The 23,895-nt window shown below is 44.9% G+C and carries 21 protein-coding genes; 10 read left to right on the top strand and 11 right to left on the bottom strand.

All coding sequences use genetic code 11. The features are described 5' to 3' along the window. Window positions 1-134 precede the first annotated feature (134 nt). From MsAg5_RS08850 to MsAg5_RS08860, 3 genes are read right to left on the bottom strand one after another with little or no spacing between them, the layout of a single operon-like run. A complete protein-coding gene (locus MsAg5_RS08850; protein WP_338100270.1) occupies window positions 135-980 on the bottom strand; it encodes a DUF5803 family protein in 846 nt (281 codons plus the stop codon). Between the two features lie 54 nt (window positions 981-1,034). Next, entirely contained in the window at window positions 1,035-2,009 is a 975-nt protein-coding gene (locus tag MsAg5_RS08855; protein WP_338100271.1) for an SPL family radical SAM protein, read from the bottom strand. Window positions 2,010-2,022: 13 nt separating this feature from the next. Beyond that, window positions 2,023-2,694: a ribonuclease III family protein gene (locus MsAg5_RS08860; RefSeq protein ID WP_338100272.1), complete on the bottom strand. Its 672-nt coding sequence runs from the start codon at window positions 2,692-2,694 to the stop codon at window positions 2,023-2,025. Window positions 2,695-3,044: 350 nt separating this feature from the next. Here MsAg5_RS08860 and MsAg5_RS08865 point away from each other — a divergent pair, with 350 nt between their 5' ends. Continuing rightward, complete coding sequence (locus MsAg5_RS08865; RefSeq protein ID WP_338100273.1) at window positions 3,045-3,866, top strand: hypothetical protein; 822 nt, start codon at window positions 3,045-3,047, stop codon at window positions 3,864-3,866. A 303-nt stretch (window positions 3,867-4,169) separates the two neighbouring features. Here the strand turns inward: MsAg5_RS08865 and MsAg5_RS08870 are convergent, their stop codons facing one another. Together MsAg5_RS08870 and MsAg5_RS08875 are read right to left on the bottom strand one after the other, a co-directional pair. Next, window positions 4,170-4,526, bottom strand: a complete 357-nt coding sequence (locus MsAg5_RS08870) for a hypothetical protein (protein WP_338100274.1) — start codon at window positions 4,524-4,526, stop codon at window positions 4,170-4,172. A 323-nt stretch (window positions 4,527-4,849) separates the two neighbouring features. Continuing rightward, window positions 4,850-5,563, bottom strand: a complete 714-nt coding sequence (locus tag MsAg5_RS08875) for a DUF169 domain-containing protein (protein ID WP_338100275.1) — start codon at window positions 5,561-5,563, stop codon at window positions 4,850-4,852. A 201-nt stretch (window positions 5,564-5,764) separates the two neighbouring features. Between MsAg5_RS08875 and MsAg5_RS08880 the strand changes: the two genes are divergently transcribed. From MsAg5_RS08880 to MsAg5_RS08890, 3 genes are all read left to right on the top strand, one after another. Continuing rightward, the gene (locus MsAg5_RS08880; protein ID WP_338100276.1) at window positions 5,765-7,363 is read left to right on the top strand and encodes an ankyrin repeat domain-containing protein; all 1,599 of its coding nucleotides are present in this window, start codon (window positions 5,765-5,767) and stop codon (window positions 7,361-7,363) included. A gap of 224 nt (window positions 7,364-7,587) precedes the next feature. Then, a complete protein-coding gene (locus tag MsAg5_RS08885) occupies window positions 7,588-8,214 on the top strand; it encodes a hypothetical protein (RefSeq protein WP_338100277.1) in 627 nt (208 codons plus the stop codon). Beyond that, window positions 8,195-8,578, top strand: coding sequence for a hypothetical protein (locus MsAg5_RS08890; protein ID WP_338100278.1), 384 nt, complete (start codon window positions 8,195-8,197; stop codon window positions 8,576-8,578). The genes MsAg5_RS08885 and MsAg5_RS08890 overlap by 20 nt, the downstream gene beginning before the upstream one ends. Here the strand turns inward: MsAg5_RS08890 and MsAg5_RS08895 are convergent. From MsAg5_RS08895 to MsAg5_RS08920, 6 genes are all read right to left on the bottom strand, one after another. Next, window positions 8,575-8,991, bottom strand: a complete 417-nt coding sequence (locus tag MsAg5_RS08895; protein WP_338100279.1) for a hypothetical protein — start codon at window positions 8,989-8,991, stop codon at window positions 8,575-8,577. The two genes, MsAg5_RS08890 and MsAg5_RS08895, sit on opposite strands and share 4 nt — an antisense overlap. A 35-nt stretch (window positions 8,992-9,026) precedes the next feature. Further along, window positions 9,027-9,923, bottom strand: a complete 897-nt coding sequence (locus MsAg5_RS08900; RefSeq protein WP_338100280.1) for a thiamine pyrophosphate-dependent enzyme — start codon at window positions 9,921-9,923, stop codon at window positions 9,027-9,029. After that, window positions 9,920-11,134 (bottom strand): pyruvate synthase subunit PorA, encoded by a 1,215-nt coding sequence (porA, locus tag MsAg5_RS08905; RefSeq protein ID WP_338100281.1) that lies wholly within the window; start codon window positions 11,132-11,134, stop codon window positions 9,920-9,922. The genes MsAg5_RS08900 and porA overlap by 4 nt, the downstream gene beginning before the upstream one ends. Continuing rightward, window positions 11,134-11,415: a 4Fe-4S binding protein gene (locus tag MsAg5_RS08910; protein ID WP_338100282.1), complete on the bottom strand. Its 282-nt coding sequence runs from the start codon at window positions 11,413-11,415 to the stop codon at window positions 11,134-11,136. The genes porA and MsAg5_RS08910 overlap by 1 nt, the downstream gene beginning before the upstream one ends. Further along, window positions 11,412-11,966 carry a pyruvate ferredoxin oxidoreductase subunit gamma gene (locus tag MsAg5_RS08915; RefSeq protein ID WP_338100283.1) on the bottom strand — a complete coding sequence of 185 codons (555 nt, stop codon included), beginning with the start codon at window positions 11,964-11,966 and terminating at the stop codon, window positions 11,412-11,414. The genes MsAg5_RS08910 and MsAg5_RS08915 overlap by 4 nt, the downstream gene beginning before the upstream one ends. 458 nt (window positions 11,967-12,424) lie before the next feature. Beyond that, entirely contained in the window at window positions 12,425-13,453 is a 1,029-nt protein-coding gene (locus tag MsAg5_RS08920; RefSeq protein ID WP_338100284.1) for a tRNA dihydrouridine synthase, read from the bottom strand. Between the two features lie 419 nt (window positions 13,454-13,872). Here MsAg5_RS08920 and MsAg5_RS08925 point away from each other — a divergent pair, with 419 nt between their 5' ends. From MsAg5_RS08925 to cas5b, 6 genes are all read left to right on the top strand, one after another. Beyond that, entirely contained in the window at window positions 13,873-15,789 is a 1,917-nt protein-coding gene (locus tag MsAg5_RS08925) for a uroporphyrinogen decarboxylase family protein (protein ID WP_338100285.1), read from the top strand. A 636-nt stretch (window positions 15,790-16,425) separates the two neighbouring features. Then, window positions 16,426-18,420, top strand: a complete 1,995-nt coding sequence (locus MsAg5_RS08930; protein WP_338100286.1) for a hydantoinase/oxoprolinase family protein — start codon at window positions 16,426-16,428, stop codon at window positions 18,418-18,420. 50 nt (window positions 18,421-18,470) lie between these two features. Beyond that, window positions 18,471-20,072, top strand: coding sequence for a TCP-1/cpn60 chaperonin family protein (locus MsAg5_RS08935; protein WP_338100287.1), 1,602 nt, complete (start codon window positions 18,471-18,473; stop codon window positions 20,070-20,072). Between the two features lie 621 nt (window positions 20,073-20,693). Then, window positions 20,694-22,130, top strand: coding sequence for a hypothetical protein (locus tag MsAg5_RS08940; protein WP_338100288.1), 1,437 nt, complete (start codon window positions 20,694-20,696; stop codon window positions 22,128-22,130). A gap of 12 nt (window positions 22,131-22,142) precedes the next feature. Next, window positions 22,143-23,213, top strand: coding sequence for a type I-B CRISPR-associated protein Cas7/Cst2/DevR (gene cas7i, locus MsAg5_RS08945; RefSeq protein ID WP_338100289.1), 1,071 nt, complete (start codon window positions 22,143-22,145; stop codon window positions 23,211-23,213). Continuing rightward, complete coding sequence (cas5b, locus tag MsAg5_RS08950) at window positions 23,214-23,894, top strand: type I-B CRISPR-associated protein Cas5b (RefSeq protein ID WP_338100290.1); 681 nt, start codon at window positions 23,214-23,216, stop codon at window positions 23,892-23,894. Window position 23,895: the final 1 nt, after the last annotated feature.

Raw genomic sequence — 23,895 nt, forward strand, 5'->3', positions numbered from 1 at the left:
TTTGATGATTTGCGGTGGTTAATAATATATAATGAAGTGAAAAAGTGATTTAGATATTTTCTGCTTGTATTTAATTGTGTTTCAATTCAAACGGAAGCCGAAAAATTTGTTTATTGATTGTTTACTTTTTTTGTTCAATCCCTTTGTTTCCGGAAACCTGAATTTCCATCCGGGTCCACGGCTTCCGTTATTTTTCGAAGCTTGCGGATTTGGCTTCTGTAATACAAATAAATACCCAAAATGGCGGCCATCAACAAAACAGCGGCAAGAATCATGTACATCGGCGCGTTTTCGTTGTAATATTTCACAACGACGGTTCCGGTCGGCTGATTCCATTGCATGACTTCCCGGTCATCCGTTTCGGTTGTATTGTCGGGCGTCGGCGACGCTGTTCCCAAAAGCCTGAATCCGGTGGTTGTTTTCGGCGGAAGCGTGATTTGAACAGCTTTGGCACCGTCGTCGATGACGATTTTATTTTCGCTGGCGGACTGAACCAACGTGTAAACGACAATTCCCGAGAAATTTTCTTCCAATTCCAAGCCGGCGCCGGACGTTTTGTTTTTAAGCGTGTAAGACACATTGGCCGGCTGCGGGTCAGCATAAATTTGATCCAAGCTGTCCTGCGTCATGGAAAAGTTGTCCGTGGTCAAAAAGTAAACATTTTTGATTTCCGGGCCGCTGAAAACCAAAAATCCGGATTCTTCAATCACCGGGATTTTGCTTTTGTTGTCCACAAGCCGGACGACCTTGACTTCGCCGGTTTCCAAAATATCGTATGTGCCGGACTCGACGATTTCAGACGTATTGTTGATGGTCGGGACAAAAACGGAGATGTTGTAAATGTCGGTCACGTTGACGCTTTCGTTTGTACTGTTTACCGTATCGTTTTCCGAACCGAACGGGTTGGATATACAGCCGGCAGCGGCCAGAACGGCAACAACCGCCAGTAAGATGAATAAAAATTTAAATCGCATTTTCATAAAGGTGAATGGGTTTTGAATCTTAAAAATTTATTGTCGGCGACTTTCAAAAAGTTAATAAAAATCGCCCAATGTTTTTTGTTTTTGAGGAGCCGTTTGAGCGTTTTGCCGAATCGCTTCCGAAATATCGGACATTTTGTACAAAAGATTGTGCTTCTGACATTCTTTTTTGAAAATTGTGTAGAGCATTTCGGCATTCGGCGCGGAACAACTGTAAGTGTTCCCAAAGGTCGATTCATATTTTTGCCGGACGCCGGGAAATCCGGTCAGGTTTTGGTAGAAGTAGTCGCGGTTTCCTTTGCGCAGCGTAACGCCGAAAAAACAGACGGCATATTTGGCGCCGGCGGCGGCCGCATTGCCGATCAGTTCGGTGATATTTTCTTCCGAATCGGTGATAAACGGCAAAACGGGGTTCATGTAAACGCCGGTAAAAAGACCGGAACCGGCTAATATTTTCATCGCTGAAAATCGCTCGACAGACGTTGAAACGTTCGGCTCGATTTTGGCGCAAATATCCGGATCGGCAGAGGTGATGGTGACGGCAATGTTGACCGGCGAATGTTGGTTGATGTTCACAAAAAAATCTCGGTCTCGGGCGATCAACGCTGATTTTGTGGTCACGCTCACGCCGCATTTGTACCGGTCGATGAGATCGAGCGCGCCGCGTGTCAGACAAAGTTCTTTTTCAAAAATATTGTACGGGTCGCTCATGGCGCCGGTTCCGATGATCATTTTTCGAACATCGTCGTTTCCGCCCGTTTTAATCGAGATCTTGGATGATTTGGATTTTGATTTGCTTTTTGTTTTGGCCGCTAATTCTTTTTCGATAATCGAAAGGGCATTTTCTTTGGCGCGGACTTGATCGAAATCTTCGATTTGATAGCAAACGCTTCGGGAATCACAATAAATACAGCCGTGGCTGCACCCGCGGTAAATGTTCATGTTGTGCGTGTGCGCAAAATAGTCCGTTCCTTTCGGAAGCGGCGTGATGATTTGTTTGGCGGGAACAAATTCAACGGAATCCGGCATTTTTCCTCCGGCGTTATTCCATCAAACACAATTGTCTGAGCTGTTCGTTGATTTCTTTGGCGGCGTTTTCTTCGGCGGACGCTTTGGAACTTCCGGTTCCGATGCCTGTGATGTCATGGTCCAGATTTGTCGTTTCTTTGGATAACGTGTAACTCATGACAAAAACCATATCGTGCGGCACGCCTTCTGAATGAATGACGACGGATTTTGGTGTAAATCCATCATAATTTTGCTGGCAGAATTCATTGAGGCGAACCTTTTCTTTCACCAAATTGCCGAGATAGCTGTCGATGTCTTGCGGTAAAATGATCATCCGGTAAACGAATTCACGCATCTGTTTCATGCCGCCGTCCAAATAAATGGCGCCGACAACGGCTTCTAAAAACGTGGCGTTTCTTTTTCGAGCGCTGCTGGACGCGCCTTTTTTGAGAATGAGATGCATTTCCAAATCGTTTCGGCGGGCGATTTCATTAAAACGTTCGTCGCTGACCACCAGCGCTTTGAGCCGGGTCAAGCCGCCCTGATCCATGTCAGGATATTTTTTAAACAAGTATTCGGCGACGACAAAGTCCAGTGCCGAATCTCCAAAAAAAGCAAGTGTGCGGTTGAGTTCTTGATAGGTGGCGGTTCTTAAGAAAGACCGGTCTTTAAAAACATATCCGATTTTTCGTTCAAATTCACTCATCAGAAACACCATTTTAATAACGGGCGTTCTTTTCTTAAATGTTGTTGTCGATGACCGGCAAATTTGTGAGGGACAGCTCTTTGAAAAATTATTTTTAAGAATTCGCCTGAATCGTATTCTTATTATCTGTTTTGTTTTAAAAGAAGATGAATCGTATCTGTCTCATTTTTTGAAGACCGCGTCTGCTCGCCCAAAAACTATAAATAAAACAAGTACGATTTATGGTATTGTAAACCAAAATACAATTTTAGGTTTACATTTAACAACAAATCCGAATCAGGGAAACAACACCCCGATCCGAATCTGTTGAAAACAACAAACAAAACTAAACAAACAAGGAATAGATATCCATGAATATAAAAAGATCGGTCGGGATTTTTGTCGTCCTGTCCATGATGGTTGCCACCATTCCGGTGGCGGCTGCAACGGACGGACTGGTCATATCCCACACGGCCGGAGGACAAAAACACTTTCTGACGCAAGAAGAATTAGCAGCGCTTGACAAGATGACGGATGCCGAAAAAGAAGCATACGTCTTGGCTCAGGTGAAGGAACAGCTGGACAGCCAAGTGGCCGCCGGCGCCCTGACGCAAGAGCAAGCGGATGAAATTTATGAACACTGCGCCTCCGGTGAATTCAGAAAAACGGAAAACGGTCAGCAAACGGGAAAACCGAACCATATGAACGGTCATATGGGCGTTTCCGGAAAAGCCGGTTCGATGCTTTCCGAGGATGAACTTTCCGCCTTTGACAACATGACGGACGATGAGAAAAAAGTGTTCATGCTGTCTAAAATGAAAGACCGGCTGGACACCGATGTTTCTGAAGGCCTTTTAACGCAGGAACAAGCCGACAACATCTATGAACAAATGTCGGCCATGGATATTTCGTTCAGTCACGACGGCAGATCCATGTCTTTCGGCGTTAAGGCAAAATTTAACATGCCCGGCTTCGCACTCACTCAAGAAGAGTTGCTTTCCTTTGACAACATGACGGACGATGAAAAACACGCGTTCATGTTGGAACAATTAAAGGCTCATTTGGACGCCGACGTTGAAAACGGACACCTGACCCAAGAAGAAGCCGATGAAATTTATGCACACAGCGAATCCGGCGGCTTTAAAATCGGATTTTTAATGCCGACCATGCCGATGGAACCTGTTGAAAACTAAATCACAACTAAACACACAAATCGTTGAATCTGCGTTTCATACGCGGGAGGTCCGCCAAACACACACAAACAACCACCCATTCATAGTTTAACCCACATAGTTTAACCCACCCTGTAAATTAAAAAACGAAATATTTTTTGAGCCCCAAACTCAAAAAGCTCAACCCAAACCCAAACATTAATGCCGTCCTGATGAAAAGGGCGGCGAAAAACGAAAAAAAACAACATACGAATACCCCAACAGAAGGTTGAATTTTCAACCTTCTATCTTTTGTATCCATAAAATCTGTAAACCCAACAGTTCTTAAAATATTTCTCCAAAAAACTCAGGAAATCCATCCGAACGGATGGATTTTTTTGACGTTTTCGATTTTTCACTGTTTTCTAACAATACACCCGTTTCTTGGTACCGTTTTGCATCTTCTATTTCTAACAATACACCCGTTTCTTGGTACCGTTTTGCATCTTCTATTTCTAACAATACACCCGTTTCTTGGTACCGTTTTGCATCTTCTATTTCTAACAATACACACGTTTCTTGGTACCGTTTTGCATCTTCTATTTCTAACAATACACACGTTTCTTGGTACCGTTTTGCATCTTCTATTTCTAACAATACACACGTTTCTTGGTACCGTTTTGCATCTTCTGTTTCTAACAATACACCAGTTTCTTAGTACCGTTTTGCATCTTCTATTTCTAACAATACACCTATTTCTTGATACCGTTTTGTACCTTTCAGTTTCCAACAATACAGTTGTTCACTTGTTCCAATCTGCATCTGTTACCAATATTTCCAATCCAGATTGAATGTAAAATCCGCTTAAACAGACGCAAAGCGTCTGTTTAAGCGGGATGGTTTGCTTGAAACAAAAAGAAAAAGAGTGGGAAATATTGAAAGAAAAGTCAAAACCAACCCGCCGGTTTTGTGACGCAAAACGAAAAAGTGTCGCTATAACGCGCGCGCCGCCACCATCTTAAAAATCAAACTTTATTTATCCGGTCCCTCATTTTGTCCCAGTCTGCCGTTCCGATCAAACAGCAATTCCGCATCGTGCCGTACATTTCTTTGAATCTGGACATCGGAATCGTAAAGCTGAGAACATTTTTTTCGATATGGGGGCGCACCGACGGATCAAAGAGGCCGATAAATGTTCGCCGGCCGTTTCTGTTGTTCTCGGCAACCGCTTCTGCGATCACGGAAGAACAGCCGGCGCCGAACTTAGACGTCACCGCGCCGTCCGAATTGTTGTCAAAATAAGCCCAGGACGCTAAACCCGACAGCATGTCCGGCGTTGCAAAAAATATGATTCCTTCGACGTCGTCGAAACGTTCAACCTGGTCGACGCGGGCTAAATTAAGATATTTCTTGCGGGCGCGCTGCACATCAAGTTGATTTAAGAAATCAATCACCAACTCCGGCGTCTCTTTGTATTTTTCTTTGCCGGACACGAAATTGGGGACGAAAGGCGGCATTTCCGTAAATCCGGTGTAGAATTTTCCGCCGGGACAGCTGATGTTTTCCGCATTCAAACCGGCCGGTTTCCCGTCCCGGACGTTTCGCATTTCCTTGAAAAAACAACCGGTGATTTTCTCGGTTTGCGCAACCGGCGTATTCGAATACCAAAATGCGACCGGCAGCTCGGCGGATTCGCCGAACGCTTCTTTGTAATTTTGAATAAATGTGATGATTTCCATACGTTCAATTTTGAATTTAACCTTATATCTATTTTATTGCGCCGCCGCTGCAATTTTAAAATTTTTAACATCAGTCACTCTGTTATTCAACAACTACAAATATAAAAAATACTTTGAAATATAACAAATCATTTGAATTATACTAAATTCAAACGCTCACATTCAAATAAAATGCTGCCTGCAGCTCAAAATGGTCAAATCATGACGCTTCAAAATCAAATCTACGACTTAAAGCAAGCCTACGAAAAAAGCACCCGCTCCAAAGAAACAATTCTCGAAATTTACAACGGCATCGACGACAAAAACGCCATCTACCAATCGACCGGCAAAAACTCATTGATTCACATCGCCGCCAGCTACGCCGATGGCGAAAACATTCGCCGCTTGGTGGAAGCCGGCGCTCAAGCCAACGTCGTCAACGATTACGAACAAACGCCGCTTCACCTCTTGTGCGATTCCATCCATCTCGGATTTTACCGCCCGAGCGACGAAGAAATTTATGACGCGACCTGTGCGCTTTTGGACGCCAAAGTCAGTGCGCTTCGAAAAGATGACGGCGGACGAACCTGTTATCACGTTGCCGCCAACAAAGGCGTTTATCCGATGATCCACGCCATGATTGACCGCGGCGTCAAACTCAACATGACCGACAAAAACGGACACACAATTTTGCATCTGGCCGCCGAAGGCGTCCGTCTTCCGCTCGAAAGCCGTCAATACCGCGTCAAGGATTACGAGCACGCGAAAGAAGAAGCGGCAAAGCCGGCGGTCAGCCCGACGTTTGATCAAATCAATCAAGAACGGTTGGAGCGGACGGAAAAAGACTACAAACAAAACGAACACCTCATCGACAATTATTTTCAAATCGTTAAATCCGTCGTCAACGCCGGTTTAATCGATCCGGATGAAAAAGACAACTATGATAAAACCGCACTCGATTACGCGATTGCCAGCAATTCCAAAATCATTGCCGCCTTCTTAAAAGGCGAATACGATGAAAGCAACCCGAACAGCGCCGCCGCCGGCGGTATGACGCTTCACCAAGCCGTCGACAAAAATGACGCCGAAGCCGTCAAAGCGATCATCGCCAACGGCGCCGACCTGCACGAAGTTTTCCACGAACCGTACAACAAATTAGACGGCAAAACGCCGCTTGCCGTCGCCTGTTCCAACGGATACGCCGACATGGTTCAAATCTTGCTGGACGCCGGCGCCGACCCGAATTTCAAATCCGGCGAAGGCGGTTACACAGCCGTTCGTTCCTTGGTCCGAAACATCAAAGACGTTCACTTCAAAACCACCGGTAAAGACATTGAAACCATTCTCAAAAGCATGGCGAAAGCCGGCCTGGATATCAACGGCTTTGTGGACGACGACGAAAACACGGCTCTCATTGAAACCTGCAACACGGTTTATAGAACAAACCTGAACGAATCCAACAACAGAGAAGGCATGCTTTTCCACACGATTATGAATCTCGGCGCCGACGTCAACATCGCCAACAAAAAAGGAAAAATGCCGCTCATGATCGTCGCCGAAAAAGACGCCGACTTAGAAAACGCGTTCATCATGTTCCTGGAAGCCGGCGCCAAAACAGACGTTTGCGACATTGACGGCAACACGCCCGCGATGTACGCCGCTCAAAACCGCAAGCAGAACAACGCCAAAAATTACATTGAATTGATGACGGCTTTCGGCGATATCAAAGCGGACGCCGTCAACAACAAAGGTCAAACGGCACTTCAAATCGCGACGGAAAAGAATCACGAAGCGGTCGTTAAAATGCTTTTGTCGATGTGAATTTTGAAAATTAAATTATCTAAACTCAACTGCCGGTCAATGGACAGTTGAGTTTTCTTTTTTATTTGATATCACGTTGTCTGAAAACAGATCGTTTGATATCTCTTTTTTATTTTTTTCAAAACAATAAGTTATAAATATTTTTCGATTTTATCATTTTCAAATATTTTATATGCCATTGGGTTTCAAGTGTTTTTGCTTTACCAGCACTTGGTTGTGATCCGATGTCCAAAATTGTCCTTGACGCGAATATTCCGATTTCATTCATCCACGAGCGTGTGGATCTTTGGAATCTGTTTTGCGATATTGTCAAGACAGACGGACATACCGTCATCATGCCGGCCGAAGTCTACGACGAGGTTTCAGATTGGAAAACAAAAAGAATCTTTCAAAATGAAGATTTTATTCAAAAAGTCGACGTTGATGTTGATCTGTTCCGGCAGATCAAGAATGAATGCGACAACAGGCTCGGACGAAATATGATTCAAGACAACGATTTCAGAGTTTTGACGGCGGCGGTTGAAAACAACGCAGACATTTTAGTGTCGAACGATTATGAATTGATTAATGTATTTGGTGCTTACAAAACAATCTCCTCTCGAAAAATAAAATGCAGGCAAATGACTACCCCCGTCTTCTTGGCGTTTTTGTATGATGCTTATCCCCTAAAATTTGATTTAAATTCGTACATTGCTGCCAATTTAAAATATTATAATCATATCGAGATTCCAAATGCAGTCGGCGGCATAAAAATTCGAAATTGGGATGAAAAAATGGTAAAAAGCAGATTTTTGTCCTTCCAAAATAATATCATTAATTCATTAAAAAAAGGTGTTCGAAATGAGTCATGAAATAGAAGATGAATTTAGTATCAACAATCCCGGTTCTGCCATACTATCCAGTGGTTGGATGACTGAAAAAGATTGGGAATTTACATTTGAATGCTTGGAAGAAAGCAGAAGGTCAATAAAAGAATTGACTCAGCAGATTATAAGGGAAAGGGAAGAAAGAAACCGGAAGAATGGAATTATTATTCCGGAACCGGAGATTCCGAATTTCACATACGAATTAACGAATTTGGATCAAAATGATTCGGAAAATTCAATTCAATATTCAGATGAGCGGTTGGTTTTGTCGCCGGCTGCCGCCAAAATTTTGTTGGAGAAATTAGAAAGAGATGTTCAGTTATATGAAAAGGAAGTTGGAGAAATTTAATCTTTTAAAATTTTAATTTCCTCTTCCAACTTATTAACTCTTAATTGCAAGTCCAAATATTCACTATCTTTTTTATTTTGACTATACAATACAATAGCTGAAGAAATTCCGCCCAATGTCGCTGTAACTGATATCAATGTTGCTTGAAACAAACCCTGAAAAGATTGATCTTGATTTAAAACAACTGTGTCATAGGTTTCTGTATTAATGAAAATAATATAATAAAATATAAACTCTGCAAATACAAAAACAAATCCAATAGAAAAGAAAAAAACTCCAAAAGACATTAATGGAATACTCCAATTACATTTCCATTGAGTGGATTCTTTTCTCCAGGAGTGACCTATTCCAAATATAATAATACCTAAAACACCAATAAAACCGCTGACAAAAAGAGAAATAAAATTAACCATTTAATCACCAAAAAAGTAAAAAAGAGCTTGATAAATTATTTATCAAGCCCGTAGAAAGCGATATTCTTGTCGGCCATCGCTTGAATCTTCTTAATTTCCTCTGCGCCGCCTTCCATTTTAAACAAGTGTTTGAAACGGGATTGGGTTTTGAGGTAGTCTTCCACCGGTTTCGGATCCTTCACCTTTTTCACGCTGGTGACGACGCCGTCTTCCATTTCGAAAAGCGGCCAGAGGCATGTGTCGACAGCCAATTTGGCGATTTCGATGGTTTTGGACGAGTCAAAACCCCAGCCGGTCGGGCAGGGAGCGTGGGCGTGAATGTAGGTCGGGCCGACCACATCGGTCGCTTTTTTGACTTTTTTAATCATGTCGTTGGCGTAGCCGATAGAGGTGGTGGCGACATACGGGGAACCGTGAGCGGCCATAATGGCCGGCATGTCTTTCTTTTTGGTCGCGTTGCCGTAAGACGCTTTTCCGAACGGACTGGTCGTCGTGGACGCGCCGAAAGGCGTTCCGCTGCTGCGCTGGACGCCGGTGTTCATGTACGCTTCGTTGTCGATACAAACGTAAGTGATGTCGTGTCCGCGTTCAAACGCGCCGGAAAGGGCGCCGATGCCGATGTCCATGGTGGATCCGTCGCCGCCGATGCCGATCACTTTCGTGTTGTTTTTGCGGCCGAGCGCAATGAGGGCTGCTTCGACGCCGGAGGCAACCGCGCCGCCGTTTTCGAAGAGCGAGTGAATCCAGGGGACGTTCCAAGCGGTTTTCGGGAACGGTGTGGTCATCACTTCCAAACAGCCGGTCGGGTTCACGATAATACAGTCCGAGCCGACCGCCATCAAAACGTATTTGGCGGCGAGCGCGTCACAACATCCGGCACAGCCGTTGTGGCCGGGCGTGAGCAAATTGAAAGGCTTGTTGTCGGTGCTCATAACAAATCCTCCTTGACGTCGTTGAAACGCGATTCAATCGTGATCTTTCCGGTTTTTGCAACCGTTTTCGTTTCCTCGATGATTTCTTCAATGTGAGACGGTTTAATGTCGCGGCCGCCGTGTCCGACCATGTAGCCGATCATCGGAATCCGGGTCGGGGTGTTGTACATGCCGGCTTTGATTTCCGTGAACAAAATGCCTTCGTTGCGGCCCAGAGAAATGTCTTTCTCAATGACGGCAATCGCTTTGGCTTTGCCCAGTGCTTTGTTGATGACTTCCGTCGGGAACGGGCGAAAAGCGCGGATTTTTAAGATACCGACTTTTTCGCCGCGGGCGCGGTAGGCGTCGACAACGTCTTTCATCGTTCCGAGAACGGAGCCGAACGACACGAGAACAATTTCGGCGTCTTCCATTTGATATTCGTCAATGAGGCCGCCGTGGTAGCGTCCGGTGACTTTTTGGAAGTCCTTGGCCGCTTGTTCGATAATCGGAAGCGCACGTTTCATGGCTTCTTCTTGCGAATACCGGAATTCCGTGTAGAACGACGGGTCAGCCAGCGTACCGAACGATTTCGGATTTTTCGGATCCAAATAGTTGTCCGGTTTAAACGGCGGCAAGAATTTGTCCGCTTCGCCTTGGTCCATCAAAACGACCGGTTCGTACACGTGGGACAATTGGAATCCGTCCATACAAACCATAATCGGAAGGAGGACATTTTTGTCTTCGGCAATCTTAAACGCCTGAAGAACCGTGTCGGCCGCTTCCTGAGTGTCTTCGGTATAGATTTGAATCCAGCCGCAGTCGCGTTGGGACAAGGAGTCCTGCTGGTCGTTCCAGATGTTGATCGGGGCGCCGACGGCGCGGTTGACGACCGTCATCACGATCGGAAGGCGCATGCCGGAGGCGTTGAACAACGCTTCGTGCATCAATAAAAGTCCTTGGGACGTGGTGGCCGAGTAAGTCCGGGCGCCGGTTGCGGACGCGCCGATGAGTGCGGAAATCGCGGAGAATTCGGACTCGACGTTGATGTATTCGCAGCCCGGAATTTCGGCGTCTGCCATCATTTTGGATAAGTCTTCCACGATGTGGGTCTGGGGCGTAATCGGGTACGCGGAGATGACCTGCGGACGGGAAACTTTCGCGGCGTGCGCGGTCGCGTAAGAACCTTCGACGACGACCATCTTGGATTTGTCTTTCGGGTTGACTGCCATTATTTCTCCTCCAACGTCATGGTGATCACGTCTTTGGGGCATTCGTTCGCGCAAATGCCGCATCCTTTGCAATAATCATAATTGGCTTTGTACAAGCACTTTCCTTTGTCGTTGGCCGTTGCCGGGTCCGGATAAATGCACATGTCCGGGCAGGCGATTTCACAAATCGCGCAGCGGATGCATTTGTCGTAATCAAAGACCGGCATAAATGTTCTCCAGCCGCCGGTTTTGTTTTCCATGGCGGTTCCCGGGTCGCAGACGGCGCCGATTGTCACTTTCATTCTTCCATCTCCTTCTTGACAGCGTCGTAAGCTGTTTGAATGGCCTCGGCATTTTTCCGGCCGACTTCGCCGGAGAAACGGTCGCGAACGGCGTCCTGAATGGACGGGACAGCCACTTCGCCGGTGGCCGCCGCAAAGGCGCCCAGCAAAACCGTGTTCACAATCGGAACACCAATGATATCAATCGCGATTTTGGTCGCGTCCACCGTTAAAATCCGGGCTTTCGTATCCAAATTTTTAAAAGCGCTCGCGGATTCTTTGGTGTTGATGATGAGCGCGCCGGTCGGCTTGAGACCGCCGGTCACGTTGACGACGTCAAGGAGCGTCGGATCTTGGACGATGACGTAGTCCGGTTCATAAATTTGACTTCTGATTCGAATCGGCATGGTGTCGAGACGGGTAAACGCCTGAACAGGCGCTCCGCGGCGTTCCACACCGAAAGCCGGGAAAGCTTGAGAATATTTTCCATCGCTGAAAGCGGCAATGGAAAGAAGCTCAGCGGCCGTGACGGATCCCTGCCCGCCGCGTCCATGAATTCTGATTTCTTTCATTCTGGTAACCTCTAAAAATGATTAAGTAGGCTAAGTATCGTTTTTGAATGGTTTTTCCGTTCAGTTTTTGTTCGTTTTTCAACAAAAAAACCAAAATATCAGTCAAAATACCAATCGAAAAACCTGTCAAAAGTCACGATTTTCGACCGGGTTTTCGGGTCCGTTTTTATGAAAAAGAAGCCATTGCGGCTCGTTTTCGGTTATATATTGTGTGACTAATAATAATGACAAATGCTAAACTCTATCGTTCCATATTAAGCTTTTGGCGTTGGTTTACGTTTAAAAAATGAGGAAGATGAAATCCATCTAAATATGTATTGGGGTGACATTATTTTGCTATTAAATATAATTTTTATTTTATGAAAAAGAGATTTATTTATTCAGGGGCGAAAGGTTAACAATATCTTCTAAAAACTATTCGCCAATATTCTAAAAATTATTCACCAATATTCTAAAAATTATTTCCCAATCTTCTCAAAATATTTCTCCAAAACATCCACAATCTGCCCCGCCAAAACCCGTCGGCTCTCTGCAATTTCTTCGTCGTTCAAATGCCGGAGCCTTGTTTCTTTTTGAAGGCTGGCAATCTCAAGACGCATGTCTTTCGAGTGCTGCAAACCTTTTGTGAACCACTGGGCATGGGATTTGATGTTCACATGAGCATACAGATTATATGTCTCTAACAGGAAGCAATATCTTTTAAAATCCAAAATCCGCTGCCGGAATTCTTCTTGAAAGGCCGCTTCATCTTTTGTTTCGCTTTCTTCAAAATCAGACGACAGGGCTTTTTTCATGTGTTCAAAAATGCCGGGATTCCCGATTGCGCCCCGGCCGATCATAAATCCATCACATCCGGTTTCAATCGCCTGTTTCAAATCTTGGGGCGTAAAAATATCACCATTTAATATGACCGGAATCGATACGTTTTCTTTGATTTGTTCAACGGCGTTCCAATTCGCTTTTCCGGAATAACCTTGCGCTGCCGTCCGGGCGTGAACCGAAATCCAAGCGGCTCCTGCGTCTTCTAAGGATTTTGCCAACGCGACGGTTCTTTCCGTTTCCCGGTAGAGGCGGATTTTGGCGGTGACCGGCGTTTTCAGATTTTCCGATAGTTTGGCGATAATCGCCGGCGGCACAGAAGTGTCGTTGAGGAGGTAGGCGCCGCACTTGTCTTTCAGAATTTTCGGAGACGGACATCCCATATTAATGTCAATAACCGCCGGGCGGAGTTTTTCTTCCAAACCAACGGCCGCCTCGCAAATTGAATCTGCCGACGGACCCACAATTTGAATCCCGTACGGTTTTTGATCATAAGAAATTCCCCGGTCCATCGCGAAAGAATCGCCGTTGAGAAAACCCGCCGCGTTGATCATTTCCGTGAACGTAAAGTCCGCGCCCTTCTCATGGCAAAGCATCCGAAAAGCGGGATTGGTGACGTCCGCCATCGGCGCCAAAAGAAGCGGGCGCTTGGAAAAATCAAGAATCATGCGTTTTGTCATAACAATCTAAGTAATTAAACGTTTGTCAAACGGAATAAACAGTGTCAGCTCATATTTTATTATTTTTTTGTTTAGATAATTATAAAGCCGTTATAAAAATTAACCCCATTTATAAAAATGGTATAGTTGTTTATATTTTACGAGTTAATCAGATTAACACCAATTCTCCCGTTTGTGCTTTTGATAAAACTAAAAAGTTTATGTTATATATTTACGGGTCATTTTGAACATGCTGATGTGACCCCTTCATATCAAAAAACGAACCGTTGTTTTTTGTTTTGCTTTTTTCGTTTTTCCGTCCCGGAAAAAACGAATCGGAAAGAAAGCCGGCAAAAATCAAGGATTCAAAAATAACATCAGCCCATAGTCCATTTACGTGGTTTTTCGAAATGAGATGGTGATTATATATGACAAAAGAAGAAATCTTAAAAGCACTGGCTGATGCCGTTATTACAGGCGACGACGACGAAGCCGTCGAATACGCCGAAAAAGCGCTCAAAGCCGGCATTGACCCCCAAGAAGCGATTGTGGACGGATTGGCCAAAGGAATGGCCATCATGGGCGACAAATATGAGCGCGGCGAAGCGTTCGTTCCGCACCTGATGATCGCCTCCGCTGCCCTTTATGAAGGCATGGACGTCCTCACCCCACACATCAAAGTCGACCCGTCCAACCGCGCCGTCACCGGCGTTATCGGAACCATTGAAGGCGACGTTCACGACATCGGTAAAAACTTGGTGAAAACCATGATGGCCGCTGCCGGATTCACAATGATCGACCTCGGCAACGACGTCCCGATCGAGAAATTCATCACAGCCGCCAAAGAAAACAAAGCCGACATCTTGTCCGTGAGCGCTTTGATGACCACCACCATGACCGGTATGGACAAAATCTCCGAGCTGCTCCTCGAAAACGGTTACCGCGACTCCTTGATCTTCATGGTCGGCGGCGCCCCGGTCTCGGAACAATACGCCAAAAGCGTTGGTGCCGACGGAACCTGTAAAGACGCGGCCACAGCCGTCGCCTTTGCCAAAGAAAAGACATCCAAATTGGCGCCGGCAAACGAACGCTGGAGCGACGCCAAGTTGAGCATTACCAAAACCAAATACAAGGACGCTGTTCTCAAAAAGAAGGCTGCCTCCAAAGCCGGATCCAACATCTCGCTTGAAACCGCCAAGAAAGTCATTGCCGAATACGAAAAAGTCGGTACCAAAAAGGCGTCCAAGATGTCCCACAAGGACCGTGTCTTCGGCGCGCTCGGCGACAAAAAAGTGGACCGGCTCCCCTGCTACCCATTGGCCTGCGGTATCACCCGTAAATTCGTGCCGGCTTCCTACAAGGAATATGCCACCAACCCCAAGGTCTTCTCGGACTCGGCTTACGCCGCCGTGAAATACTTGGATGTCGACACCTATGTCGGTTTGACCGACTTGTCCATCACCAGCGCCGACGTCGGCGCCGGCGTTTCCTATCCGGAAGAAGACACACCGTCCACCACCGGACACTTGCACGAATACGACGACATCGTGATCCCGGAAATCAAGAAAGGAACCCGTATCTACAACCACATCCAGGCCGGCAAGCAAACGATGGAAAAACTCCACCGTGAAGAAATCAACGCGCCGTTCGTGGCCTTCCACGAAGGACCGTTGTTGACCTTGACGCAAGCCATGGGCGCCGACCGTGTTCTCCACGACATGAGCACCAACCCGAAAGAGGTTCACAAAGCCTTGGAAAGAATCACCGAATTCGTCTGCGACATCTCCACCCAATTCTTTGAAGAAGGTGCGGCCGATGCCATTTGTGTCGACAACCTGTGGTCCAACAACGTGATCATGAGCGCCGACCAATACTGGGAATTCGACGGTAAATACGTGTACGACAGCCAGATTCCGGTCTTTAAGAAGTACAACGCACCGTACGTGATTCACAACTGTGCCGACGCGGTTCACTTCGACATCCAGATCCGCAAGTTCGGAACGGCGCTTTACAGCTACGCCTACTACGAAAAGAACAGAAGCAAGGGCTCGAAGAACTACGCTGACTTGATTCCGGCCTACTCCGACATCTGCTGTATGATGGGAGAAGTGGACCCGATTCAGTTCATGAACAACGACGAGCAAACCTATGCCAACATCAGAAACGATACCGTCAAATTGATGGACGGGGTCCTCAACACACTCAAAGAAAACGGACGGCAGTCTAAATACGTGATGTCGACCGGCTGTGAAGTGCCGCCGGAAGGCTCCCTCATGAGTGTGAAAACAATGGTGGACACCGTCAAAGAAGTCGGTGAAGACATGTACAAGAAAATCATCGGCTGAACTCAATAAAAAACAACGAGACAAACTCAAACATAACCGAACATAACCGAACGTAAAACAACACACCGTAAACCGTCAATCAACCCGTGCCGGCCGGAATCGCTCACAAAAGGCTAACCTCACATTGAAAACACACTGCCTTTTGCAATCACCTTTTCCGGCCGCTTTAGAAAAAATCCCCCTCAATATTTTTTCTAAAAGCGGGAAGACCGATGAGAAGAGAAACAAAACGAAAGGAAACCGACGAATTGTCCCGGTTTTCCTTTTCGTTTGTTTCTCTTATCCCCCAACAGCGGTTTACAAAAAACAGGTTAAATCTCCATATATCTCCAAACCCCCAACCCCCAAATCAAAATCCGAAACTCTAAAACCTCAAATCTAAACAACACACTAAAACACGAAATATCTAAAGTCTAAAATCGAAAATAGTCAAAAATCTCTCCAAAATTTGAAAACCGCCGTTTGTATCCGGCGGTTTTTCAAAATATTCTTTTCAGAACATTTTGAGTTTTTGTCCTCCGGTTTCAAAAACCCGAAATCCGATTTCATTTTTATTTTTCATTTCATACCGTTAATTTTTCACAAAATGATTGCCGGCGAATCGACCGGCTCAATTCAATAACAGGAGATGTGTTTATGAATCTTGGTCTGGGAATAGACACCGGCGGAACATACACGGATGCCGTCTTGATGGATCTTTCAAGCGGCGCCGTTATCGAAAAAAGCAAAGCGTTGACAACTTATCCGGATCTCATTCTCGGAATTTCAAATGCCATCAACGGCCTGAATCCTGAAAATCTCCGGCACATCAAGTTTACGTCCGTTTCAACAACGCTCGCCACCAACACGACGCTGGAAGGCAAAGGTTATCCGACCGGTTTGATTCTCATCGGTTATTCCGTCGCCGGCGATTTACCGGTCGACGATCTCATTGAAATCCGGGGCGGACACGACACGGACGGCAATGCGCTGGACGATCCCGCAGTCGACTTTGAATTGGTGGAAGAATTTGTGAAAAGCACGCAAAGCAAAGTGGCGTCTTACGCGATCTCCTCCTTTTTCAGCGTCCGCAATCCGGAACATGAATTGATGGTCAAAGAATTCATTCAAAAGATGACGGATTTGCCGGTGGTGTGCGGTCACGAATTGTCCCGCGCGCTCGGCGTTTACGAACGGACGCTCACAGCGGTTTTGAACGCGCAGCTGATTCCGGTCACGCACCAGTTCGTGAAATCCATTTCCACCGTCATGCAAGACAAAGGCATTACGTCCGGCATGATGATTATGAAATGCGACGGCTCGCTTGTCTCGATTGACGAAGCGTTGAAGCGCCCGGTCGAATCCGTCTTTTCAGGGCCCGCTGCCAGCCTGGTCGGCGCCGCGCACCTGACCGGCAAAAGCACCTGCGTCACCATTGACGTCGGCGGCACCAGCACGGACATTTCCATGATCCAAAACGGTATTCCGTCCGTCAGCGATTCCGGCGCCATGGTCGGCGGCTGGAAAACCATGGTCCGGGCCATTCAGATGACCACGTCGGCGCTCGGCGGCGACAGCCACGTTTGGTTCTATCAAGATATTCACATCGGTCCGCGCCGGGTCGTGCCGCTGTCGCTGGCCGCCGTTCAGTATCCGGGACTGGTTGCCAAACTCAAATGTGTGGACCGCCCGTCCGAGCGGATTTTGGACGCCGTTGTTCAAGGGACGTCCTTTTTCATCGCGTCCGGTCCGTCCACGCTCGATATCGCGCTCAGCGCCTATGAGCAAAAAGTGTACGACGCTATTTGTTCTGAAAAGGAACCGATGTCGGTTTATGAAATTTCCGGCAAAATCGGCGACCACCCGCTGATGTTCGGCAAAGCGCTGGACGCGTTGATTTTGAAACGCTACGTGACGCACATCGGCTTTACGCCGACGGACGCGCTTCACGTCTTGGGCGTTTATTCCAAATGGGACAACGAAGCGGCAATGGTCGGCGCTAAAATTTTGGGCGATTACACGAACCGGAAACCGGAAGACGTTTGCGAACGCATTCGGGAAATGGTGTCCGAAAAAATGGCAACGGATCTGGCCGCCTTTTTCCTGCCGTCCTTGAGCGCCGAAGACATCCGCGCGCTGGTGCTCGGATCGGCGTTTACCAAAATGAAAATCAATATGCCGGTGGTTCTGATCGGGGCGCCCGTCATGGCGTACAGCGATAAATTGTGCGAGCTTTTGGACATTGAATTGGTTCTTCCGAAATATTTCGACGTCGGCAATGCCGTCGGCGCGCTGGTCGGGGATGTGATTTTCCGGTCCGACGTCCTGATTCGTCCGAAATCGGTCGGTTCAAATATTTACACGTCCTTTAATGAATCCGGTAAAACGGAATACGAATCCTATCAGGAAGCGATTCTGGAAGGTAAAAAGTGGATCGAGAACCGGATTTACGCCCATATGGAAACGTATGGTTTGTCGGAAGAATCCGTTCGGATTGAGATCCGGCAAGACGAAATTAAAGCCGGCTACGCCATTGAAAAACCGCTGGAAGTCCGGTTGTTCGGCGTTGGCGTCGGCACGCCGCGCAGAATTGAAACACTGGCGGACGACTCGTCGGAAGCGGCGAAAAAAGAAAGCAGCGTCACCGTTTAAGAACATATAATCAATCAAAATCAATCAAAAACAATTTGGAGGTCATTCATTTGTCAACAACACTGCCGTCCGGCTTTTCAAAAGCGGCTCCTGCGCCGATTCCGGAGGAACTCATTCGGGTGCTTCAAGAGCGGTCCGTGACCGAACCGGTTGAGGAAGATCAATTGATGTTTCACATTGAAACGCTGGTGTCGGATATTTTAAAAATGGTGGCTTCCTCTTACGGTCCGCTCGGCATGAATAAGCTGATTGTGAATCCGGTCGGCGACGTTTATTTGACCAGCGACGGTAAAACCATCCTCAAAGAAATCGATATTTTGCATCCGGTCGCCGTTTCTCTCAAACGGCTCGGCCAGTCGATGGACAAATCGTGCGGCGACGGCACCAAGTATGCGCTGATTTTGGCGTGCGGGCTCCTCGTCAATGCTGTGTCCCTACTCCGAAAAAAAGTTCATCCAATGACGATCATTGACGGTTATGAACTTGCCATGGGCAAAGCCTACGAGATGTTGGAATATGTAAGCGAAGACGCCGACGAAGACATGATTTTTTCGGCCGTTAAAGCCGCCGCTTTTTCAAAAGGCATTGAAGAAGACCAAGCAGCAGAGCTTGCTGCAGCGATGATTCGAACAGTCGCCGGCATTGATCAATATTATACGGATTCGTTTTTGGATCTGGAAGAAAACGTGAAAATTTTGAAAAAAACCGGCAGTCCCAACATTTTGACGTTTGAAGGCGTCATCTTGGACGAAACGCCGGCCCGGGAAGATATGCCCCGGCAGATTCTGTCGCCCCGGATTTTGCTTCTCCGAAACGACGTGAAAGTCAAGAGCGGCTACCTCAATCCGGAACATTTCATCCGGATGGACAATCCGATGACCGCGTTTGAATTCAAAAACGCGAAAAACACTGTGGCGGAATCTTATGCCGAAAAAATTATCCGCTGTGGCGCCAACGTCGTCTTTTGTGAAGGCGAAGTGGACGCCGTGATCGAAGAAGCATTTGCCCGTCGCGATATCTTGCTCTTTAAGCGGCTCAAAGAAGTTGATTTGGATTACATCGCCCGGGCGTGCGGCGTGGAATTTTCAACCATTCTGGATGATCTGACGCCGGATGTTCTCGGATTTGCCGATGAGATTCTTGTCAAAAAAGAACGCTACGAAACGTTTGCATATTTATCGGTTCCGGGACCCGTGACGTCCGTTTTGATTCACGAGCCGGCGAAGTACGGTCTCGGCAAAATTGAAGAGGCGGCTGACGACGCGCTGAACACCGCGGCGCTTCTTTTGAGAAACCCGAACGTTGTCACCGGCGGCGGCGGAACGGAATATTTCCTGGCACGCTCCCTGCGGATTTTTGCAAACACGCTGGAAGGAAAACAACAGCTGGCGGTCTTGGAATTTGCCAAAGCGATGGAATCGGTTCCGAAATGCCTGGCGCGAAACATCGGCATGGACTGCGTGGATTCTATGATTCAGCTGTCAGCGATGCAGGAAGACGGCATTGACGCGCGGATTGATGTTTGCGGAAAAGTGATTGCTAACAGTCCTGCTGTATATGATTGCGCCACTGTGAAGAAATACGGGTTGGTGGCTGCGGTTGAATGTGTTTCGAATATGCTGAGGGTGGATGAAATTTTGTTAAAGAAATGAAAATGCGGAATTTTTTGAAGAGTTTAAAGGAAGCGGCGCGTGAATAAAAAAATGACGCCGCTTTGTGTGTTTTTAAAATATGACAGAGTGGATTTTGACGGTACGACTTTAAGTTACGAATGCAAAGCAATTATTTCAATCTCTTTGAGATATTGATATTGTTTATGATTCTTTGGGGAAAGAATTTATCGTTAAAATCGACCTTGTTTATAACCCGTAAGTCGCACATCCATTTCAATATCTCTAAGTTCTGATTTTAACGAAGTGACCATTCCAATCAAAATGAGCAATGCTGAATTTCAATATCTTTAAGCTCTAATTTTAACGTCGGCAGAACTGCGAGGAAATCAGTAATATCCTCATTTCAATATCTCTAAGTTTTGATTTAACAGATTTGCATGGTCAGCTATCAGCTTTTTGTTTTATTTCAATATCTCTGAGGTTCAATTTTAACTTGTTCAAGTACCATGCCGACAACTCATCATGGACGAATTTCAATACCTTTAAGTTCTGATTTTAATCAAATTTGCGGTATGATTTATATTAAACTCATTATTGATATTAAATGTGATTTAAACTGTTAAATATATTTATATAATTGATCGCAAATTATAATATTGTATGGAAGAAATTTCAAAATATACAGTTCCAACCGGCGATCCGTTTGCAGATATCGGCGGATATGCTATTGAAAAGTTATCAAAAACTTTTCCAAAAAAAAGCATCATGGAACTAATTGCTCAAGTGACCGATATCTATGTGGATAATTGGGGAGCAAAAATAAACCCCTTTTTTTTAAATTCAAAAATAACTCAACCTGCATTCGAAGCAGAAAAAAAGAAAGAAGAGACTTTAAGATATTTCCAATCCCTTATAGACAAAACTGCAAAACACACAATTGGATTTTGCCGAATAACCGGAGATAAAACTGAATTGTATCCATCAGGGCGCGATAATTCAATATTATCTGGTTCAGGAACTTTTGTAAATTTTAACCATTCATTTGAATCCGGAATCATGCTTTCAAAAGAAGCGATTATTAGATTTCATTTTGTTCCCATTGCATGTGAACTCGTTTCTGGATTAAAAATTGTAAACAAAGTTAGTAGCGGTGTTGCTATAATTCATAGCAATGACATGAAATTAACAAAATTTTTTGTTCAAAGAAATGTGTCTCTCAACTTACAAAATACCAATGCTAACATTTCAGAAGGAATATTAAAATCAAAATGTCGATCTCCTGGAACAGAATTGTTTAGATTCATAGACGAGGCTTTGAGTGATAAAGAAACACACAGTGATGACAAAAGTTCCTTAACACTTTATCATTTTACAAACTTTGGAGCGACGCCGGAAGTTAAAATTTACATGATCCCCTCCGTTTTATTTATGTTTTATAAATTTACCCAAAATCCAAAATATAAGACTCAGTGGAATAGATTTGTTTCTCCATATTATATTAATAAAAAAGAGCATCCTCAAGCCAAATGGAATAAAGAAACAAATGAAATTGAGTCAAAAGTAAAAAAAGAATTGCTTCAGATTGAAGAAAAAGACTATCAATTCTGGAGCAACCGAATATACACAAAATTGCTCAACGAACAATCAATTCTGAACGAAATGAAAAAATGGTGCTTGGAAGAGCAATTTGATTTTGAAATTGTAAAAAAATATCAAATTTGGATCAGAAATATGAAACCTGAAACCATAAATAAAATTGATGAAATGGCTGACCTTATCTTTGAGATGAACGACGCCGATAAAGTCAAAAAGACGATCAAAACGCTGAACAGTGCAAAATCCGGATATAATTTACGGCGCTTCATCGTGAAAGATGTTGTTGCCAAAAATTATGAAATGAATCCGGAAGGAAATGCAATCATAACCGTCGAAGAATATGCTGATTACTTATTTCCGGATACAAATTCGTGGAGTGAGATGCGGGATGTTTTATTAATTGCAATTTATCAAAGATTACACGAACAAAAAATAAAAGTGGATATCGAAGAAGATGAAAGTTCGAATGTGGAAGATTCTGAATTTGAAGACGAAAATTAAAGTGGTGAAATAATGACAAATTTGAAAACTCAAGGCTTTATTCTGTTAGATGTTGATGTTGTTGCCCTGAACAACGCCGGTAAAAATGATCGAAGCAACTTTGATAACGCAGTTGCAACTAAAAAAATCTACAAAAATGGAAAAAGTTACGTTTATGTTTCCGGTCAAGCATGGCGATATTGGTGGCGCGAGTCTCTTCAAAAAAATATGGATTGGACAATGTCTCCGATCACAAGAGAAAATAAAATTGCGTTTACAGATGCAAACCCGATTGACTATCCGGATGACGACGTTTTTGGTTACATGCGTGCTGCCACTGAAAAAACAACAGACGACAAAGGTAAAACAAAAAGTACAAACATCACGGTAACCCGTGTTTCACCTTTGAAGAATTCTGCTATTATTTCAGTGACATCTGTGAACCCTGCTGAAAATTGGTCCAGCATGGCCAGACAAGAAGGCGACGCGGTTCCGTACAGCAAACAAGAATACAGCGCTGTTATGAAAGGAATGTTTAGTTTAGATTTGAATATGGTTGGAACTTTTTCCAATTATAATAAAACCGGATACGTCAATCTTTCTGAACAACTCAAAAAGGAAGCAATTGAAAAGGGATGCCAAGAAGTTGAAGATTCTTATGTAAAAACCAGCGATGGAAAAGCCGCAAAATTGGTTCAGTTACCAAAAGATATTCGTAAAAAAAGAATTGTTGATGCCGTTTCCGCATTAAAATATATCTCCGGTGGTGCCATGCAAACAAATAATATGGGAGACGTGACGCCAAAATTTATCATATTGGCAACCACAACTACTGGCAATCATCCTTTTTCTGGTGTTGTCAGAACATACGGAGAAAGAGATGAACAATTCCAATTGAATGTTAACGGAATTCGTGAAATTATTAAAGAATACAAAGAAACGTTTGCCGGTAAGATCTTCATTGGAATCCGAAGCGGTTTCTTTGAAGACTCTTTACCTGAATTAAATAAATTAAAAGATGAATTTTCAGACATGGTTGAACTTTGTCCGGTTAATGCTGCCATTGACCAGTATTGCGAACAAGTGAAAGAACAAGTGAACTAAATGAAACAATATCGTATAAAAATCAGCTCATGGACAGCTGGTTTTCGGTATCCGAATTTGATTTCCGGAAGGCAGCCGACACTTGAAGTCCCGCCAATCAGTACAGTGCTGGGATTGATGAATGCCGCCTCCGGAAAATATTTGCATCACAAGCAGCTGAAGCTGGGTTATTATTTCGAATACGATGCGAAAGCAACCGATTTGGAAACAATTTACCAAATAGAACTTCATGACAAGGGATATCCAAACAATTCAACCAAGTCGAATGTGATCAATCGGGAGTTTTTATTTAATTGCCGTTTGTTTATTTACACCGATGATCCGCAGATTGTTGAATATTTTAAGAATCCATATTATTCACTTCTTCTTGGAAGAAGCGGCGACTTGGCCACAGTCGAACAAATAAAGGAAGTTGAATTAGCTGAAAATGAAAATGCTAAGGACATTAAAGGTCAAATTGTTCCATTTAAAGAACATTTCTTGCCGGGTTTGATACAACCTCTTCCTCAATATTTTACAGATACAGTTCCGAGACAGAATCTTGGAACAATGGCTTATTCGGTCATTCCTCATTATGCAAAAACAACGCAGGTCGCTATAAAAGCATTTACGGATAATATTGACGGGAAAAAAATCGATATTTATTTTCACGATTTAGATTTCAAAAATGTGATTGATTGAA

It is taken from the genome of Methanolapillus africanus, from assembly GCF_032714475.1.
Classification (GTDB): domain Archaea; phylum Halobacteriota; class Methanosarcinia; order Methanosarcinales; family Methanosarcinaceae; genus Methanolapillus; species Methanolapillus africanus.

Bases quoted from the DNA above. Each gene is read 5' to 3' on its own strand.
- MsAg5_RS08850 (WP_338100270.1), bottom strand. From the start codon at position 980: ATGAAAATGCGATTTAAATTTTTATTCATCTTACTGGCGGTTGTTGCC.
- MsAg5_RS08855 (WP_338100271.1), bottom strand. From the start codon at position 2,009: ATGCCGGATTCCGTTGAATTTGTTCCCGCCAAACAAATCATCACGCCG.
- MsAg5_RS08860 (WP_338100272.1), bottom strand. From the start codon at position 2,694: ATGAGTGAATTTGAACGAAAAATCGGATATGTTTTTAAAGACCGGTCT.
- MsAg5_RS08865 (WP_338100273.1), top strand. From the start codon at position 3,045: ATGAATATAAAAAGATCGGTCGGGATTTTTGTCGTCCTGTCCATGATG.
- MsAg5_RS08875 (WP_338100275.1), bottom strand. From the start codon at position 5,563: ATGGAAATCATCACATTTATTCAAAATTACAAAGAAGCGTTCGGCGAA.
- MsAg5_RS08880 (WP_338100276.1), top strand. From the start codon at position 5,765: ATGACGCTTCAAAATCAAATCTACGACTTAAAGCAAGCCTACGAAAAA.
- MsAg5_RS08885 (WP_338100277.1), top strand. From the start codon at position 7,588: ATGTCCAAAATTGTCCTTGACGCGAATATTCCGATTTCATTCATCCAC.
- MsAg5_RS08895 (WP_338100279.1), bottom strand. From the start codon at position 8,991: ATGGTTAATTTTATTTCTCTTTTTGTCAGCGGTTTTATTGGTGTTTTA.
- MsAg5_RS08900 (WP_338100280.1), bottom strand. From the start codon at position 9,923: ATGAGCACCGACAACAAGCCTTTCAATTTGCTCACGCCCGGCCACAAC.
- porA (WP_338100281.1), bottom strand. From the start codon at position 11,134: ATGGCAGTCAACCCGAAAGACAAATCCAAGATGGTCGTCGTCGAAGGT.
- MsAg5_RS08910 (WP_338100282.1), bottom strand. From the start codon at position 11,415: ATGAAAGTGACAATCGGCGCCGTCTGCGACCCGGGAACCGCCATGGAA.
- MsAg5_RS08915 (WP_338100283.1), bottom strand. From the start codon at position 11,966: ATGAAAGAAATCAGAATTCATGGACGCGGCGGGCAGGGATCCGTCACG.
- MsAg5_RS08920 (WP_338100284.1), bottom strand. From the start codon at position 13,453: ATGATTCTTGATTTTTCCAAGCGCCCGCTTCTTTTGGCGCCGATGGCG.
- MsAg5_RS08925 (WP_338100285.1), top strand. From the start codon at position 13,873: ATGACAAAAGAAGAAATCTTAAAAGCACTGGCTGATGCCGTTATTACA.
- MsAg5_RS08930 (WP_338100286.1), top strand. From the start codon at position 16,426: ATGAATCTTGGTCTGGGAATAGACACCGGCGGAACATACACGGATGCC.
- MsAg5_RS08940 (WP_338100288.1), top strand. From the start codon at position 20,694: ATGGAAGAAATTTCAAAATATACAGTTCCAACCGGCGATCCGTTTGCA.
- cas7i (WP_338100289.1), top strand. From the start codon at position 22,143: ATGACAAATTTGAAAACTCAAGGCTTTATTCTGTTAGATGTTGATGTT.
- cas5b (WP_338100290.1), top strand. From the start codon at position 23,214: ATGAAACAATATCGTATAAAAATCAGCTCATGGACAGCTGGTTTTCGG.